The following is a 15,969-nucleotide window of genomic DNA, read 5'->3' as shown; positions in this document are numbered from 1 at the left end:
TCCTCTGCGCTACTGCTTCCACCAGTTGTATCCAATTGAAAATTGCAAACTGGCGTTTACTCCGGGATTATGCGAACCAAGCGAAGCATTCGAAAGGTGCGTCGCCCGTACATCCCAGTTGATCGAGCGCCTGGGCCGTACGAAGTACTGCATACCCACGCCCGCACCCGAGATGAAATTAATCTTTGAGGTGTTCCCCGGCGGCACATTCTTGGCAGTCCAGAGCACTCCGCCCTGCGTCATGAAGTAAGGAACAGCGCGCTTTCGTGCCGTAAAGTTCCACTTCATGATCAGCGGATTCACTCCGAATCCATACACGTTCTTATAGCCGCTCCAAAGCACTGCATCGACCGGCATGATTTCCGAATTCAGTTCGAACGTGCCGCGAAGAGCGCCACTGCCCAGCTCCCCGGTCATGACGCGGCCCGCGCGAAAACCGCCGCCCACAAACTGAACATTCGTGCGATCGATCAGTCCTGTACCGCCGCTTGCCAGCACACCAAAATTCCAGTGTTCGCGCCGGATCACCGCCGCATCGTCTGTCGCCTGGCCCACGGCCGCAACCGTGCTCAGAAGCATCACCGCGAGAATGGAGAAACGAGACAAGGTCATAAATAAACGATGTACCTGAATACGGTAACAGGCCAAGAACCCTGCTTCCAAGTTCAAAGGAAAAGGCCGCCTGTTGAGCGGCCTTTTTCGGAAGTAACTTGCGGGTAAACTAACCGGCGACTTCTTCCAGATCCTTCTGGTCGATGTCGGCATTCGAGTACACGTTCTGCACGTCGTCGTAGTCCTCGAAAGCTTCCATCATGCGCACCATGGTGCGAGCCGGCTGCCCTTCCAACTTGATGTAGTTAGCAGGAACCATGCCCAGTTCGCTGTGCTCGGGAGTGATACCGGCGGCCTTCACGGCCTCCAGTACAGCCTCGTAAGCAGACGGGTCGGTCACGATTTCCCAGCTATCATCCTCATCCCTCAGATCGTCGGCGCCATGTTCGAGCACCAGGTTCATCAGGTCGTCTTCCTTGGCATCAGACTTCGCTATTAGGATGGTGCCCTTCTTCGAGAACAAGTGAGCCACTGAACCCGAAGAACCCATGTTGCCGCCATTCTTGCCAAAGATGTGACGAATATCGCTGACCGTGCGGTTTCGGTTGTCCGTCGATGTCTCGATCAGGACCGCCACGCCGCCAGGGCCGTAACCTTCGAAGGTGATTTCTTCGTAGGTGACGCCCGGCAACTCGCCGGTACCGCGCTGAATGGCGCGCTTGATATTATCCTGCGGCATGTTTTCGGCTTTGGCCGCAGCGACTGCCGTGCGCAATCGAGGATTCTTTTCAGGATCGCCGCCACCCTTGGCAGCCATCGTGATTTCCTTGATCAGGCGGGTGAAAATCTTGCCGCGCTTAGCATCCAGCGCGCCCTTCTTGTGCTTGATTGTGGCCCATTTTGAGTGGCCAGACATGCCAACCTCGTAAATTGTGTGATTTCTGGAAAATGCTCTTAGGTCTTGCCCTATCCAGCCGTGAGGGCATACCACTACCACAACAAACGTTGGGTAACGCCTGAGTATAACACGCGGAGGCGCTCCATACCCGAACACTCGTGTGTAGCTTATTCAGTTCAGAACAGAGTCCTACGTAGTCGTCAACGTATGCTCCGTCGGAGCCTCGCGCAGCCTTGCTGCAGCCTCTTCCGGCAGCACCGCCGAACGGTATGCTTCCTTGAACGAATATGACTTCTGGCGCTCCTGCAAAATCGGCAGGATCTCAATATGCCAGTGATAATCGTCGTCAATCGTTCGCCAGTAATTCAGCACCTTCGACTGGTGTTGTGTATTCGGAGCCGTATGTACAACAAGGTGGAAGCTGTCGGTAATTGAGCGGATTCGGTTCAGCATGCGGCGCAGTAGCGAAGCACAATCGCGCAGCGCTCCCGGCCTGGAGTTGGCGGTGCGCTCGAAGTGGGCGCTGTGAACAACCGGAACAATCCAGGTCTCAAACGGCGCACGTGAGGCAAACGGGCAGCAGGCCACGAAGTCGCCACGTATCTCCACAATGCGCTCGCGCTGATGCAATTCCTGCGTCAGTATGTCGCAGAATACGCAGCGCTCCTTGTGGGCGTAGTGTTCTCTGGCCGAGCGCAACTCGTACAGCACTCGCCGGGGCACATAGGTGGTCGCGACAATCTGCGATGTCGGATGATCGAACTCCTGCCCGCTGAGCGATCCGAAATCCTTGAAGATGCTGACGTACTTAAAGCGATGATCGTGCTTCAGGTCTTCCAATCGTCGAGCGCATAGCAGCAGAAATTGCTCGATCTCCGCATCGGAAGCGGTCCAGAGCTGTCGATCGTGCCGAGGATTCTCGACGATGACTTCGTGAGCTCCCACCGAGCGCATGACGTCGTAAAGACCAACTCCGCGCCGTCCAGGATCACCCTCCACGTGGTAGAGCGGCTGGGGATGCACAACGGCCCGCGCCGACCACGGCCCATAATTCACGGAAGCCATCGAGGAAATCACCTGCGGCTGCTGCGGGGATTCAGGACAGAACAGGCAAACCTGCTGAAGATTCCGTGCCTGCGAAGGCTGATCGCCCATAACAACCCAGGAGCGCGTGATTGGATCTTTCCGAAGTTCCATTGCGATAGCAAATCAAAACCCCGGCCCTGAGTCAAATCAGGGCGAGGTCAACTCGCGTTTTGCACTGGCATTTGCGCTCTGCGCCGCCGGATGGCTCTGCTATACTCGCCCTTTTGAGACCACAATTTCCCGATGAGTGAAGCCTCCACACCCCTGATGCGGCAGCATGCCGCGATCAAGAAAGAACATCCGACCGCGCTGCTGTTTTTCCGCGTAGGCGACTTCTACGAGCTCTTCTTTGATGATGCCGTGACCGCCGCCCGCGAGCTCCAGATCACCTTGACCTCGCGCCAGAAGGTGGATGGCGTCGCCATTCCCATGTGCGGAGTGCCGTATCACGCCGCCGAAGGGTACATTTCCAAGCTCATCCGCAAGGGATACAAGGTCGCCATCTGCGATCAGGTCGAGGACCCCAAGCTCACCAAGAAACTCGTCCGCCGCGAGGTGACACGCGTCGTCACCCCCGGCACCGCCGCCGACTCTCAGCTTGGCTCGGAGGAGAACAACTTCCTCTGCGCTATTGCTCGCCACAACAGCGGACTTGGCTTCGCCGCCCTCGATTTATCTACCGGAGAGTTTCGCACCACTGAATTCAGCGGCCCGGATGCCGACCGGCGCGTAGCAGACGAGTTGCAAACCGTCCGTCCGCGCGAGTTGCTCTACGCCGCTTCGCTGCCGCTCTTCGCCGCGCCACAGCCGACCTTGCCATCAACGTCCACCGCAGCCGCACCCGCGCCGCGCATGGCTCCGCCGGAGATTGCACCTCTCGTGCGCTGGAGCGAGACTCCGCTGGATGACTGGATTTTCGCTCCCGACTATTCGATACCGCTGGTTGAGAATCATTTCGGCGTGCTGTCGCTTGAGGGCTTTGGCCTCCAGAATCACAACGCAGCCGCCTGTGCCGCCGGAGCCATCCTGCATTACGTTCGGCAGACCCAGCGCGGTTCGCTCGATCACGTTGACCGCATCAGCTACTACGAGCGCCAGAACTGCCTCATCCTCGACGCCGTAACGGTGCGCAACCTTGAGCTGATCGAACCGCTGTTCTCCGGCTCGGGCGACGCGGTCACGCTTTTCCGTGCCCTCGACCACACGCTTACTCCAATGGGCAAGCGCCTGTTGCGCTCGTGGATGCTGCGGCCCTCTATCGACATCGCGGAAATTGAACAGCGCCTGGACGCCGTTGCCGCCGCCCTAAGCCAGCTCATTCACCGCGAAGAACTCCGCCGCGGCCTCGACGGCATTCTGGATATAGAGCGGCTGCTCAGCCGAATCACGCTCGAGACGGCGAACCCGCGCGACATTCTCGCCCTCGGCGCGTCGCTCGCAAAGTTGCCCGTCGTGCGCCGTGCCCTGCAGCACTTCCCTGCCGCCCGTTTCCGCGCCCTGGAAGACCTTCTCGACGAACTGGCCGACGTGCGTGAACGCATCGAACGAACGATCGTCGCCGAGCCTCCGGTAACGCTGAATGATGGTGGGGTAATTCAGCCGGGACTCGATCCGCAGCTGGACGAGTTGCGCGATATAAGCCGCAACAGCAAGCACTACATTGCACAGATCGAGCAGCGCGAGCGCGAACGTACCGGCATCAACTCGCTCAAGGTGAAGTTCAATAATGTTTTCGGGTTTTACATCGAGATCAGCAAGTCAAACCTGCAACACGCTCCCGCCGACTACGAACGCAAGCAGACGCTGGTGGGTGCCGAGCGCTTCACCACTCCGGAGCTGAAAGAGTACGAGACCAAGGTTCTCGATGCCGAAGAGAAGATCGTTGAAATCGAGCGCCGCCTTTTCGCCGAGTTGCGGCAGGCCATCGCCGCCGAATCGCGCCGTATTCGCCAGAGCGCGCTGGCACTGGCCGAAATCGACGTTCTGCTTTCGTTTGCGCACCTTGCCGCCTTGCGTAACTACTGCCGTCCGCAATTCAACGAAGACGCGCAGGTGCTCGAAATTCTCGAAGGACGCCACCCTGTCATCGAGCAACCCGAGCTCACGGGCTCCAATGATCGCTTCGTCCCCAACGACCTCTACCTGGACGGAAAAAAGCAATCCATCCTGCTCATCACTGGTCCGAACATGGGCGGAAAATCAACGTACCTGCGCCAGACGGCGCTGATCGTGCTGATGGCGCAGATGGGCTCTTTCGTCCCTGCCACCCGGGCGCGGCTCTCCACAGTGGACCGCATCTTCACCCGCATTGGAGCCGCTGACAACCTCGCTCGTGGCCGCTCAACCTTCATGGTCGAGATGACCGAAACCGCCGCCATTCTCAACACAGCAACCTCACGCTCGCTGATCCTGCTCGACGAGATTGGCCGTGGCACGGCCACCTACGACGGGCTTGCTATCGCCTGGGCAGTAGTCGAATTCATCCACCAGCGGAGCCGAGCCAAAACGCTCTTCGCCACGCACTATCACGAACTGACCGACCTGGAGACGCTTCTCGATTCGGTAAAGAACTACCACGTCAGCGTGAAAGAAACGGGCGGCAACATCGTGTTCCTGCGGAAAGTGTCTCCTGGTGCCGCCGACAAAAGCTACGGTATCGAAGTCGCGAAACTCGCAGGCTTGCCTGCCGACGTCATCATCCGCGCCAGAGAAGTTCTACACCAGCACGAGAACGCCGAGCACACCGCGACCGACAAGCTTTCTCCCAAGCAGGAGAAAACGGGACCAGTGCAGCTAACGATCTTCACGCCCGTATCCAACACTGTCCTCGACCGCCTGCGCGAAGCCGACCTCGATTCGCTTAGTCCGCGCGAGGCTATGAATCTGCTGTACGAGTTGAAGAAGCAGGTGGACTGACATGACCACGCTCGATCCTGGAGAGGAGCGGCAGCGACTCACAGTCGTTTATCAAAAAATGGCCGAAGGAGAGCTTCTGGAGGTCGCCGGCAGCTTGGAGTCGTTGACCGAAACTGCGCGGGACGTCCTTCGCCTCGAATTCGCAAGAAGAGGAATGGACGAATCTATTCTCGATTCGAGTTCGGGAACGGATCAGCTGGAATATAGCGAACTTGTAATGATCGGGAGGTACAGAGATCTACCAGAGGCGATGCTGGCCAAGGCAGCTCTTGACTCCGCCGGGATCGAATGCTTCCTGGCTGATGAGAATATCGTGCGAATCGATTGGTTCTGGTCCAACCTGCTGGGAGGAATCAAACTGCAAGTACGAGCTGAGGACGTGGATGCCGCAGTTGAAATCCTAAGTGGACCGGAACTGGAGAGATTCGAAGTGGAGGGTGCCGGAACTTATGAACGACCTCGCTGCCCTGAATGCAACTCGATGGATATTCACTTCGAGGAAATAAGTCCCGTCTCGTTCGTGAGCACCTATTTCGGGGTGCCGCTTCCTCTACATCGAAAAGGATGGGGATGCCACCAATGCGGACATCGGTGGCATGGCGACGATCACACATCAAACTCGGACTAGTTCTTCACCGCCTTCATATATTCACTCACGGTCACAAACCGATATCCCTTCCCCTTCAGCGCCGAAATCAATTCCGGCAATTGCGTCGTCGTGGTCGTCAATTCGTGAAAAGCCAGCACATGCGTGTACACGCCCTTTTTCTCGCGCTGCTCAATCACTTTCAGCACCGATTGCGCCAGTGACGGTTTGGGGCAGCCTGTTCCGCGTCCCGCGCAAAGGTAGTCGAGCGAGTTGATGTCGCGTAGCGCCACCGGGTTCTGGCTTGAAATCGTCAGAATCTTAAACCCATGCCTCTCCAGGTCCTGACGCGCATCTGCCGTCAAATCCCAATCCGGCGGACGCAGCCACAATGGCTTCGCCCCCGTGACGCCCTTGATCGCCTCGGCCCCACGCTCGACGTCGCCCACCACCCAGGCTTCGCCCTTTTTCTTCTCGGCAATGCGCAGATCGGCATGGCTGTAAGTGTGATTTTCGATCTCATGACCGCGCTTCAGCACGTCGCGTGCGGCGTCCAGGCAAGTGATTCCTATGTTAGTTTCGTGCGGCGTTTCGCCCCAGGTCTTCGGAGTCAGTCTCCAACCCATGTAGAAAAATGTCGCCTTCACTCCATTGCGATCCAGCACATCGAGCATGCCTGGAGCCGCCCCCGGCTGTTTCACTCCATATAAAACATAAGGACGCGGGCCGTCGTCGAAGGTCAGGGCGATAAGCTTTTCAGCGGCAAACGAAGGAACGGAAAGTAAAGCAAGTGCAAGCAGAGCGCAGAGTCTTTTCATATTCACCATCTCTGCTCGCCATCATAGGACGGTTTGGCCCGGCAGGAACTAAGCATTATCCATGAACTTCGCAGATTGCCCGCTGAACTGCACTCGATGACCGGTTTACACTCGATCTATGTCATCTCTGGACGTTAAGGGAGTTCTCTTTGACCTCGATGGTGTGCTCATCGACAGCACCGCGGGAGTCACACGCGTTTGGCATGACTGGGCCCGGCGTCATGGCTTCGCCCCAGACGAGACCGCACACATCGCTCATGGACGCCGCGCCATCGACACCGTCCGTCTGCTCGCTCCGCAACTGGATGCCGAGGCCGAGTTGAAAGATCTGGAGCGTCGCGAAATCGCCGACTCCTACGATGTCGTGACCTTCCCCGGAGCCGCAGAGCTGCTTAACTCTTTACCCTCCGGAAAGTGGGCCATCGTGACCAGCGGCACGCGCGATCTGGCCAGTCATCGGCTCCAGGTAGCTGGTCTTCCCGTTCCCAAACTCATGATCACCGGCAGCGATATTCACAATGGAAAACCGCATCCTGAGCCTTACCAGCGCGGAGCCGCTCTTCTCGGGTTGGCGGCAGCTGAGTGTGTCGCTTTCGAGGACGCCCCCAGCGGAATCCGTTCCGCAGTTGACGCGGGAATGCCGGTTTTAGCTCTTCCCACCACCTATCCGGTCGAGGAACTGACCTATGCCACAGCACTGCTGCCGAGCCTTGCTGCGGTAAAAGCGATGATTAATGGCGACTTCATACGTCTGAGCTGGTAAATTGGTTGGGTTGTGTTTGGCTTGCAGAATTGACAGCGTCATCATGCAACAGGCACACTTACGCATCCTTGTTGGACTTGTATTTTCATTGACGTCCAAACAAGCACGATGGATACGTCACGCGATGAATGGAACAAGGGTCTCTTACACGCTCGAGTCCACTCTGGCGAGTGTAAATAAGGCCGAGCAAGCTGCCACGGAGGTCGCCGCCAAGTCCGGATTCGACGAGGACGAGAGCGGACGCATCGCCATGGCCGTCCGCGAAGCTGCCGTAAACGCAGTCCTGCATGGAAACCGTTACGATCCCAATAAGCGCGTGACAGTCTCCTTCGAAAGCACCCCCGAAAAGCTCAGAGTGTCCGTATGTGACGAGGGGCCGGGTCTCGATCCATCAACAGTTCCTGACCCTCTTGCCCCTGAAAACCTGCTCAAGCAATCGGGACGAGGAATCTTTCTTATCCGGGCATTCATGGACGAAATCAGTTTTCGTGCACTGTCTCCCGGGACTGAAATCACAATGACCAAATTCGTGCGCGGTCCGGACCGCGACGGCAATAAGGAGGCTAACCAGTGACGATGAAAGCAAGCTCGCGTCAAGTGGACGGTGTCACCGTCGTCGATCTCAGCGGGCGTATCACACTCGGCGAAGGCAGTGTCGTTCTGCGCGATACAGTGAAGAATCTCTCGAGCCAGGGGCACAAGAAGATTCTCCTCAACCTGGGCGACGTCAGCTATATCGACAGCTCGGGTATCGGTGAACTCGTAAGTGCCTTCACAAGCGTTCGTAACGCCGGTGGCGAACTCAAACTGCTGAACCTCACCAAGAAGGTTCACGATCTTCTTCAGATTACAAAGCTCTACACTGTATTTGACATTCAGGACGACGAGGCCTCGGCCATCGCCGCCTTCAATAAGTAACTTCGAAGTCAAGCCAGTCGTTTCACAAGCGGGCGGCTCCTATGGCCGCCCTGCTTTATGCTCTGGATACTGGACACATTGCCACCCTCGCCGCACAATAGCTGGCATGCCTCGAATACCAACCGTCAACTACGAGCAGGCCGACAACACTTCCCAAGAAATCTTTGACCACTACAAGAAAGCTCGCGGCAACGTGCCGAACATGTTTCGCACCGTTGCTCACCGTCCCGAGATTCTTCGCACCATGATCGCCCACTTCCGCGCCATCATGGAAACCGGCACCATCAGCCCAAAGATGAAGGAACTCGTTATCGTCCGAACCAGCCAGCTCAATGAATGCGAGTATTGACTGGCCTCCCACACTTCTCTGTTAGAGAAGCACGGATACACCAAAGACCAGATCGCCAACCTGAGAGATTTCCGCACTCGCACCGACTTCAGCGATGCCGAAAAGGCCGCACTCGAGCTTGCCGAACGAGAGACCCTCGATTCCAACAACATCGATGACGCCTTCTGGGCGCAGCTCCGTGAGCATTTCGAGGAAGGTGAAATCATTGAGCTGGCCGCTGCGATCGGGCTGTTCAACTACTTCAACCGCTTCAACAACGCTTTACGAATGGAACCTACGAAGTGAGAAGGTACCACGTCTGTACTGCGCTGCTGCTCGTCATCTCGGCAGCAGCGCAGCAATTCCCTCCTGCGGCCCGGCAGCCGAAGTCCACAATCGAAATCAAGGTGGAGTGCCTTCCACCCTCGCGGGCTTCAGAACTGATCGGGAAGAACGGGTGCATTGCTGGACGCATCTCGCGCGTAAGCGCCTTGCGCGATGGCAGCACACACCTGAGTCTTCGCCATCCAAAAGGCACTCCCGGCTTTCAAGCGACCATCGCGGCACAAGACCGCGAAACCTTCGGAGATTTGTCCCATCTGCACGGACGAATCGTGATGCTTGTAGGCGATGTGGCGCAGCATGGGAAACGTCTGGAACTCGTGCTCAGAAACTGTGACCAGCTCCGCGTGATCGCTGGCGATAAACCATCCGAATTCGACGCCAGCCGCTCAAAAGGTCCGGTTGTCACTCCTATGTCACGAGCCACACGCTCGCACATGTAAGGCAGAGTTCAAGCGTTGCGCCGTAGCTCCGCAAGATCATAGAAAGTCCCACGCCACCTCACTCCGCCGTTCACGAGAGTCACTGCCGCGGAGCGCAGCATCGTGAACACCATCAGCAGGCTCGCCACTGGATGCAGCAGCACGTAGCCGACCCCAATCCCAGTTCGCAGCCCCATCGCTGCGTAGATCAGCCACAGTGAGACGAGCGCAACGGCATATCCGGCGCGAGCCCACCCGGTTGCGAATGCCGTACCAATCCAGGGTCCCAGTTGCAGCCACAACATGCTCAGCGACGCTACAATGGCGAACCCCAGGTTGTAGCGAAGCTGGGCGAAGAAGTTCTTCGTCAGGTTCTGCACCACTCCGCGCGCGCCCACCGCCCAGCGGATCGAGACCATTCCCTCGCCGAACGCCACGCACGAGCCGATGCCTGCCCGCTTCACTTTCTCACCCAGGCGCATATCGTCCACCACACTCAAGCGCATAGATTGATATGTGCCGATCTTCTCGTAAGCCGCTCTTCGTATCAGGTTGAACGCGCCAACGCCCATGGAATCCTTCGCCTTCGCGTCGCACACCTTCCACGGGCGTGAGGCAAAGATGAACAAGGCCTGGAACGCAGAGATCATCATTCGTTCGCCCACGCTTTTCATCAGCATCGTAGGTAGCAGCACCATGTGCCCCGCGCCCTGCAGTTCGGCATAATGCACGGCCCGCCGCAACGCCTCCGGAGCATGCACCACGTCCGCATCGCTGAACAGTACCCACTCGCCAGTCGAGGCTTGCGCTGCGCTCCACATAGCGTGAGTTTTTCCCAGCCAACCCTCAGGCAGTTCGCGCACATGCACCACAACCAGGCGCGCGCCGTACTCCTCTTTAAGCCGGTCGAGGATCGCGCCCGTCTCATCCTCCGAGCGATCGTCCACCACCACCAGCTCGTAGTCGGGATAGTCAATTGTGAGCAGCGAACGCACAGCGGTTTCGATCATCTCCGCTTCATTCCTTGCCGGAACGATGATGCTAACGCGAGGCAATTTCGTGCCCGCAGGAACGCTAAACTCAGGCCGAGTCAGTTCTGGGATTTTCCGCATTCCTCTTGCTGCGGCGACCATGTGATACACCCACGTCGCGCCCAACGCCACACCGGACAGAAGATTGACTGCGTGCAATATCTTCAAGCAGCATCTCCCGGCGGCAACTGCGGCGCGAAGCGTACGCCAACAAACAACAGCGCTGCAGAGATCGCAATTGCCGTCGATGCGGCCACGAATGCCATCTGCATATTGCTGCGATCGGAGATATACCCCATGAGGCTCGGAGAGAATGCGTCGCCCAGTAAGTGAATGGTGAAGATGTTCACCGCAAAGGCCGTCGAGCGAATCGGCGCCGCCACAGAATTCAGAATCGCCGCGTTCAACGGAGCCGTGTTCAGCAGCAGGAAGAACTCGCCGAGAAAGATAGCAGGATACATCCAGTCGCCGGTGTGAAACACCGCCATCAGCACCGCAGGCAGTGCGAGCGACATTCCAATTGCCGAAATCAGACAATGCCCGCCGCGCTTTCTTTGCTCCATGCGGTCACCAAGCCAGCCACCGAGCATCGTCGCCAGGATGCCGGCTGCCAACGTCATTAGCCCAAAGCGCAAGTTGGCGGTGTGCAGCGGCACTCCTCTTATGCGCGAGAGGAACGTCGGCATCCACACCTGCATTCCACCCACGGCGAAGGTCATCATAGCCATGCCGAGTGTGCCCGTCCAGAAAGCAGGATTGCGCCACAGTCCAAGAAACGTACCGCGTTCGACAGTGACGTCAAGATGATCCTGTGCTCCACGCTTCGGTTCCGGAACCACCAGGAGAAACAGTCCCAGTAGTACTCCAGGGATCGCCCCTACAAGGAATGGTGCCCGCCATCCCCAGCGCGCAGCCAATGCGCCGCCCAGCAAGTATCCCAAGGCGGTGCCGACCGGAATTGCCAGATAGAAAACGGACAGAACACGCGCGCGCCGGTTCTCAGGATGCAGATCGGCGAGGAACGACGGCGCGATTGCCACAAACGTAGCCTCGCCCACGCCGACCAGCGTATGGCGAATCATCAGTTCGGTGAAGTTATGTGTGACCGCCGTCAGCAGCGTTGCCGCGCTCCAGATCAACGCTCCGGCGCACATGATGTAGTGTCGCGCGTAGCGATCCGCCAGCCAGCCGACCAGCGGTGCCGTTGCCATATAGCAAAAGAAGAATGCAGTCGTCAGCAGCCCAAACTTCGCATCCGACCCCGGAAACTCGCGCTGCACCAGCGGCTGCACGGCAAACAGCACCGAACGGTCGATATAGTTGACGAAGTTCAGTGCCGTCAGAACCACCAGTGCGGTTGTCGCCCAACGCTTCACGCCTTCTTGCTCGCTCAAGCGGAATGGCCTCATTTCCGTTGAAGTGCCCAGCGAATGCGAACCGCTGATTCTTACTTCTGTCGCGGATAGCGCGCCACAACCATCGTTCCCAGCCCGCCACGCGCATGGAACTGTCCACGCACTTCGCAGGAAACCGGCTTGCAGGCCTTGACGACATCTTTCAGTATCTTGTTCACAACGTTCTCCTGGAAGATACCCAGATTGCGGTATTCGTTGATGTATTCCTTCAGCGACTTCAGCTCAAAGCAGAGCTTGTTTGGCACGTAGCGAATCCATATTGTGCCGAAGTCCGGCAGTCCCGTCTTCGGACACACCGAAGTGAACTCGGGGATGTCGATCTCGATCTCGTAGGCCGAAAACTGGTTCGGCCAGCATTCGATTTCAGGAAATTTGTGGTCCAACCCACTTGCGGCGTGGTCAGGGGTGTAGCCGAGGCGCGTCGCTCCCGGAGTGGTTGTGTTCGTTCTGGATGCCATTCAGCTATTTTAGCTGACCAGCAGCTTAGGCGGCGATATCGCTCGCCGTTGCCGGTTTCGGGGTGACCCTCTCCGGAGGAGTTTCCTTGAGCGGAAGAGTTCCGTCGCCGCTCGCCTGCAGCACCTCGCTGTTGATTTCCGCTCCAAGCAGGATCACAAACGAGCTCCAGTAAAGCCATGTCATCAATGCAATCGCCCCGCCCAGCGCGCCGTAGGTCTTATTGAAATTTGCAAATCTCTGGAAGTAGATCCCCAGTCCGAACGAAAGCACCAGCCAGCCCGTCACGGCAAACACGGCTCCCGTTAACGTATGCCAAAATCTCTGCTTCACGTTCGGGGCCATGAAGTACAACAGCTCCACGGCCATGACGATGAATGCGGCAGAAACTGCCCACCGGATGATTGGCCACACGCGCGCCCACACATAGCTGAGGTGCAACATTCCTGCCATCCACTCGCCAAATCGAGGTCCCACCAGCATCATCGCAAGTGCCACCAACAGCAGCCCACCCACGGCAAACGTCATTACCACCGCTAGTCCGCGCGTCTTCCAGTAGGGACGCGTCTCCGGAACGTTGTAGGCCACGTTGAGGGCTTCGATCATTCCAGCAAACCCGCTGGATGCCGACCACAGCGTGCCGAGCAATCCGAACGACAGCAGCGCACCTTTATGCGGCGTGATTACGTCATGCACAATCTGCCGCACTACTCCCATACTATCCGGCGGAACAAAGCGCGCCATCAGGCTGAGCGTCTGATCGAACAGGTTAGGAATGGGGAGGTAGCCAACGACTGCCGAAAGAGCAATCAAGGCCGGAAAAAGGCTTAGCACGAAGTAGTAGGAGAGCCCCGCAGCAAAAGCCATCGTGTGATTCTGATTCACGTCCGTGACTGCACTCTTAAGAATGTTTCCCCACCTACGCGCCGGCATCCTCATACCTCTATTCAGCAGTTGTTTGAGCTTGCTGAAGTTTCGATGACAGTTTTTCGCTTCGCGCCCACTTCCCCACATGCATTCGTGGCTCGGCAGGGCAAATTCTGTCACTTTGTCCAAGAAACATCGAGGTTTGGCAAATCAAGCTAGTAACTTGCCAAACCCGCAACAAACCTCCTAGTCTGGAACTGTTGACCCTGGGAATCGATTGCTCAGATATACTGAAAGTTCTTACTCATGCCTAACGGAACTACTAACAGCTCTGGCGGAGCGCGTCGGCGCTGGATAACGACGATTGCAATTCTGCTGGTGATTCTTCTTGCAGCTGGAGCTTACCTTGAGCTTCGGCCTCGCCGCATCCGCGTCTCTGTCGTAAAGCCAACTCTCCAGAACCTCTCGAGTTCCATCATTACCAATGGCAAGGTTGAGCCTATTCACGGCTTCGAAGCTCATGCGCCCTTGGCGCTTTCGGTTCGCAAGGTGCTTGTGAAAGAAGGCGATACCGTAAAGACCGGGCAGTTGCTGCTCGTGCTCGATGACTCGCGCGCACGCAGTGATCTGGCTACGGCCCAGGCACGTCTAAAAGCAGCGCAGGCGGGATACTCCAACCTGCTCGCCGGAGGCAATCAGCAGCAGGTGCTTTCGCGACAGGCCGATCTGCAAAAGGCCATCATTGAGCGCGATTCCGCCGAGCGGCAACTTGCCTCGCTCGAACGCCTGCAACAGCGCGGCGCCGCCACTCCCGATGAAGTCATCGCCGCCCGTGACCGTCTCACTCGCGCCAAGGCTGACCTCAACCAGTTGCAGTCCCAGGTGCGTTACTCGCCCCAGGATCAGGCTCGCTGGCAGTCGGAAATCGCGGAAGCCAAGGCTGCAGTGGATTTCGCCGAAGAGGTCGTTCGCAACTGCAACATTCGCGCGCCATTCGACGGAACTGTTTATTTCCTCCCGGCTAAAGTAGGCTCCTTTGTCAACACTGGAGATCTCCTCCTTATGGAGGCCGACCTCTCCCAACTTCAGGTGCGCGCCTTTGTGGACGAACCGGAAATCGGCCGTCTGGCCCTTGGGCAAACCGTGAAGATCACCTGGGACGCCATGCCAGGAAAAGTATGGCAGGGCACGGTCACCACGCTGCCATCCACGGTCGTCAGCCGTGGCTCACGAGTCGTGGGAGAGATCCTCTGCAAGGTGGATAACTCCGATCGCCTCTTGCTGCCGAGCGTCAACGTAAGCACCACGATCATTGCCAACAATAAAGACAATGCTCTCACCGTGCCGCGTGAAGCGGTCCGCGAAGATGGCGGTCACAACTACGTTTATGTGCTGAAGGGCAACCACTTGTGGCGTCAGGAAGTGAAGCTTGGCATCACGAATCTGACTCGCGTCGAAGTCGTAAGTGGCATCACCCAGAATGACACCATAGGTGTTCAATCCTTTAGTCCGTCGCCCATGTCGGATGGTGTCGAGGTAAAAATCGTAGAGAATCCAGCGTAATGACGAGAGAACTCCGCGTCCGCCCGTGTTTGCAGTATGAGGTGAGCCGCATGCTGCTGATATTGATCCTTCTTCTGCTCTGTCCTCTGGGCTCTGCTGCCCAGGCCGAATCCAACGCTCCACGAGAGCTGCTCGATGCCGGGCGCATCGACGATGCCATTCGCTTGTTAGTCCCGCAGGCCGCTGTAGGCAATGCCTCGGCCCTCCATTTTCTGTGCCGCAGCTACTACGCTCTCGGCGACTGGGACAATGCCGTGCGCAACTGTGAACGCGCCGCTCAACTGGATCCCCGCAACGCCAGCTATCAGCTCTGGCTTGGCCGCAGCTATGGCGAAAAGGCGAATGTAGCCGGCCCGCTTTCGGCCTACTCGCTCGCTCGCAAGACCGTTGCCGCGTTCACTACCGCGCGCAGCCTCGATCGCGGCCGCATCGATATTGCCCGCGATCTTGGTGAGTATTACGCCACAGCCCCCGCTATCGTCGGTGGCGGAACAGATAAAGCCCTGGCGCTGGCCGCCGAGCTTGCGCCTCAACATCCAGCGGACGCCGCCTGGATTCGCGGTCTTGTCGCCGCGCACGACGGCAACCACGCCCAGGCCGAGCGCGAGTACGCCGACGCGATTCGCCTCGACAATTCGGCTTCCACCTATCTCGAGTTCGCGCATTACCTCAAGGGTCGCAAGCGCTGGGATCTTTTTGAAGACGCGGTGCAGCATGCCATCAAGTCGCCGCGCATTCGCCCCAGCGATCGATACGACGTCGCCGAATTATTGTTGAACACCAATCGCAATCTGCCCGAGGCCGCGCAGCAGATGCGCGCCTATATTCAAAGCGGGCATACTGAAGAAATCGCTCCGGCATTTCGCGCGCACTATCTGCTTGGCGAAATCCTGCTGAAAAGCGGAGACGCAACCCGTGCTGCTGTCGAGTACCGGGCTTCGCTTTCCTTAGCCAGTTCCTATCGCCCCGCCGCGGATGCGCTTCGGCGTCTGGGTCAGCGCTAGATGC

The 15,969-nt window shown here is 57.8% G+C and carries 18 protein-coding genes; 9 read left to right on the top strand and 9 right to left on the bottom strand.

What is annotated here, in order from left to right:
• Positions 1-9: 9 nt before the first annotated feature.
• The 3 genes from AC6IY8_RS04255 to AC6IY8_RS04245 form a co-directional block, all read right to left on the bottom strand.
• Positions 10-612 carry an acyloxyacyl hydrolase gene (locus tag AC6IY8_RS04255; RefSeq protein WP_497777455.1) on the bottom strand — a complete coding sequence of 201 codons (603 nt, stop codon included), beginning with the start codon at positions 610-612 and terminating at the stop codon, positions 10-12.
• Between the two features lie 109 nt (positions 613-721).
• The gene (locus tag AC6IY8_RS04250; protein ID WP_497777454.1) at positions 722-1,468 is read right to left on the bottom strand and encodes a YebC/PmpR family DNA-binding transcriptional regulator; all 747 of its coding nucleotides are present in this window, start codon (positions 1,466-1,468) and stop codon (positions 722-724) included.
• 171 nt (positions 1,469-1,639) lie between these two features.
• Positions 1,640-2,647 carry a galactose-1-phosphate uridylyltransferase gene (locus AC6IY8_RS04245; RefSeq protein WP_497777453.1) on the bottom strand — a complete coding sequence of 336 codons (1,008 nt, stop codon included), beginning with the start codon at positions 2,645-2,647 and terminating at the stop codon, positions 1,640-1,642.
• 132 nt (positions 2,648-2,779) lie between these two features.
• On the opposite strand from AC6IY8_RS04245, the gene mutS reads away from it, so the two are divergent.
• Positions 2,780-5,452, top strand: coding sequence for a DNA mismatch repair protein MutS (gene mutS, locus AC6IY8_RS04240; RefSeq protein ID WP_497777452.1), 2,673 nt, complete (start codon positions 2,780-2,782; stop codon positions 5,450-5,452).
• A gap of 1 nt (position 5,453) precedes the next feature.
• The gene (locus AC6IY8_RS04235; RefSeq protein ID WP_497777451.1) at positions 5,454-6,080 is read left to right on the top strand and encodes a putative signal transducing protein; all 627 of its coding nucleotides are present in this window, start codon (positions 5,454-5,456) and stop codon (positions 6,078-6,080) included.
• Here the strand turns inward: AC6IY8_RS04235 and AC6IY8_RS04230 are convergent.
• Positions 6,077-6,856 carry a polysaccharide deacetylase family protein gene (locus AC6IY8_RS04230; RefSeq protein ID WP_497777450.1) on the bottom strand — a complete coding sequence of 260 codons (780 nt, stop codon included), beginning with the start codon at positions 6,854-6,856 and terminating at the stop codon, positions 6,077-6,079. The two genes, AC6IY8_RS04235 and AC6IY8_RS04230, sit on opposite strands and share 4 nt — an antisense overlap.
• Before the next feature lie 118 nt (positions 6,857-6,974).
• On the opposite strand from AC6IY8_RS04230, the gene AC6IY8_RS04225 reads away from it, so the two are divergent.
• From AC6IY8_RS04225 to AC6IY8_RS04210, 4 genes are all read left to right on the top strand, one after another.
• A complete protein-coding gene (locus AC6IY8_RS04225) occupies positions 6,975-7,619 on the top strand; it encodes an HAD-IA family hydrolase (protein WP_497777449.1) in 645 nt (214 codons plus the stop codon).
• 124 nt (positions 7,620-7,743) lie between these two features.
• Entirely contained in the window at positions 7,744-8,193 is a 450-nt protein-coding gene (locus AC6IY8_RS04220) for an ATP-binding protein (protein ID WP_497777448.1), read from the top strand.
• 2 nt (positions 8,194-8,195) lie between these two features.
• Positions 8,196-8,537: an STAS domain-containing protein gene (locus AC6IY8_RS04215; RefSeq protein ID WP_497777447.1), complete on the top strand. Its 342-nt coding sequence runs from the start codon at positions 8,196-8,198 to the stop codon at positions 8,535-8,537.
• Between the two features lie 106 nt (positions 8,538-8,643).
• The gene (locus AC6IY8_RS04210; protein ID WP_497777446.1) at positions 8,644-8,886 is read left to right on the top strand and encodes a carboxymuconolactone decarboxylase family protein; all 243 of its coding nucleotides are present in this window, start codon (positions 8,644-8,646) and stop codon (positions 8,884-8,886) included.
• Between the two features lie 21 nt (positions 8,887-8,907).
• Here the strand turns inward: AC6IY8_RS04210 and AC6IY8_RS04205 are convergent, their stop codons facing one another.
• Positions 8,908-9,072, bottom strand: a complete 165-nt coding sequence (locus AC6IY8_RS04205; protein WP_497777445.1) for a hypothetical protein — start codon at positions 9,070-9,072, stop codon at positions 8,908-8,910.
• A 95-nt stretch (positions 9,073-9,167) separates the two neighbouring features.
• On the opposite strand from AC6IY8_RS04205, the gene AC6IY8_RS04200 reads away from it, so the two are divergent.
• Positions 9,168-9,650, top strand: coding sequence for a hypothetical protein (locus AC6IY8_RS04200; RefSeq protein WP_497777444.1), 483 nt, complete (start codon positions 9,168-9,170; stop codon positions 9,648-9,650).
• 8 nt (positions 9,651-9,658) lie between these two features.
• Here the strand turns inward: AC6IY8_RS04200 and AC6IY8_RS04195 are convergent, their stop codons facing one another.
• The 4 genes from AC6IY8_RS04195 to AC6IY8_RS04180 are packed head-to-tail and all read right to left on the bottom strand — an operon-like array spanning position 9,659 to position 13,464.
• Positions 9,659-10,828 carry a glycosyltransferase gene (locus tag AC6IY8_RS04195; RefSeq protein WP_497777443.1) on the bottom strand — a complete coding sequence of 390 codons (1,170 nt, stop codon included), beginning with the start codon at positions 10,826-10,828 and terminating at the stop codon, positions 9,659-9,661.
• Entirely contained in the window at positions 10,825-12,054 is a 1,230-nt protein-coding gene (locus AC6IY8_RS04190; RefSeq protein ID WP_497777442.1) for a spinster family MFS transporter, read from the bottom strand. Before AC6IY8_RS04190 ends, AC6IY8_RS04195 begins: the two co-directional genes overlap by 4 nt.
• Positions 12,055-12,107: 53 nt before the next feature.
• Entirely contained in the window at positions 12,108-12,533 is a 426-nt protein-coding gene (gene queF / locus AC6IY8_RS04185) for a preQ(1) synthase (RefSeq protein WP_497777441.1), read from the bottom strand.
• 25 nt (positions 12,534-12,558) lie between these two features.
• Positions 12,559-13,464, bottom strand: coding sequence for a YihY/virulence factor BrkB family protein (locus AC6IY8_RS04180; protein ID WP_497777440.1), 906 nt, complete (start codon positions 13,462-13,464; stop codon positions 12,559-12,561).
• Between the two features lie 240 nt (positions 13,465-13,704).
• On the opposite strand from AC6IY8_RS04180, the gene AC6IY8_RS04175 reads away from it, so the two are divergent.
• Positions 13,705-14,961, top strand: a complete 1,257-nt coding sequence (locus AC6IY8_RS04175; protein ID WP_497777439.1) for an efflux RND transporter periplasmic adaptor subunit — start codon at positions 13,705-13,707, stop codon at positions 14,959-14,961.
• The gene (locus AC6IY8_RS04170) at positions 14,961-15,965 is read left to right on the top strand and encodes a tetratricopeptide repeat protein (protein ID WP_497777438.1); all 1,005 of its coding nucleotides are present in this window, start codon (positions 14,961-14,963) and stop codon (positions 15,963-15,965) included. Before AC6IY8_RS04175 ends, AC6IY8_RS04170 begins: the two co-directional genes overlap by 1 nt.
• Positions 15,966-15,969: the final 4 nt, after the last annotated feature.

The organism is Koromonas soli, from assembly GCF_059726265.1.
Note: the sequence above shows the minus strand (reverse complement) of the source record. Positions and strands in the feature narration are given on the sequence as shown.

Bases quoted from the DNA above. Each gene is read 5' to 3' on its own strand.
- AC6IY8_RS04255 (WP_497777455.1), bottom strand. From the start codon at position 612: ATGACCTTGTCTCGTTTCTCCATTCTCGCGGTGATGCTTCTGAGCACG.
- AC6IY8_RS04250 (WP_497777454.1), bottom strand. From the start codon at position 1,468: ATGTCTGGCCACTCAAAATGGGCCACAATCAAGCACAAGAAGGGCGCG.
- AC6IY8_RS04245 (WP_497777453.1), bottom strand. From the start codon at position 2,647: ATGGAACTTCGGAAAGATCCAATCACGCGCTCCTGGGTTGTTATGGGC.
- mutS (WP_497777452.1), top strand. From the start codon at position 2,780: ATGAGTGAAGCCTCCACACCCCTGATGCGGCAGCATGCCGCGATCAAG.
- AC6IY8_RS04235 (WP_497777451.1), top strand. From the start codon at position 5,454: ATGACCACGCTCGATCCTGGAGAGGAGCGGCAGCGACTCACAGTCGTT.
- AC6IY8_RS04230 (WP_497777450.1), bottom strand. From the start codon at position 6,856: ATGAAAAGACTCTGCGCTCTGCTTGCACTTGCTTTACTTTCCGTTCCT.
- AC6IY8_RS04225 (WP_497777449.1), top strand. From the start codon at position 6,975: ATGTCATCTCTGGACGTTAAGGGAGTTCTCTTTGACCTCGATGGTGTG.
- AC6IY8_RS04220 (WP_497777448.1), top strand. From the start codon at position 7,744: ATGAATGGAACAAGGGTCTCTTACACGCTCGAGTCCACTCTGGCGAGT.
- AC6IY8_RS04215 (WP_497777447.1), top strand. From the start codon at position 8,196: ATGAAAGCAAGCTCGCGTCAAGTGGACGGTGTCACCGTCGTCGATCTC.
- AC6IY8_RS04210 (WP_497777446.1), top strand. From the start codon at position 8,644: ATGCCTCGAATACCAACCGTCAACTACGAGCAGGCCGACAACACTTCC.
- AC6IY8_RS04205 (WP_497777445.1), bottom strand. From the start codon at position 9,072: ATGCTCACGGAGCTGCGCCCAGAAGGCGTCATCGATGTTGTTGGAATC.
- queF (WP_497777441.1), bottom strand. From the start codon at position 12,533: ATGGCATCCAGAACGAACACAACCACTCCGGGAGCGACGCGCCTCGGC.
- AC6IY8_RS04180 (WP_497777440.1), bottom strand. From the start codon at position 13,464: ATGCCGGCGCGTAGGTGGGGAAACATTCTTAAGAGTGCAGTCACGGAC.
- AC6IY8_RS04175 (WP_497777439.1), top strand. From the start codon at position 13,705: ATGCCTAACGGAACTACTAACAGCTCTGGCGGAGCGCGTCGGCGCTGG.
- AC6IY8_RS04170 (WP_497777438.1), top strand. From the start codon at position 14,961: ATGACGAGAGAACTCCGCGTCCGCCCGTGTTTGCAGTATGAGGTGAGC.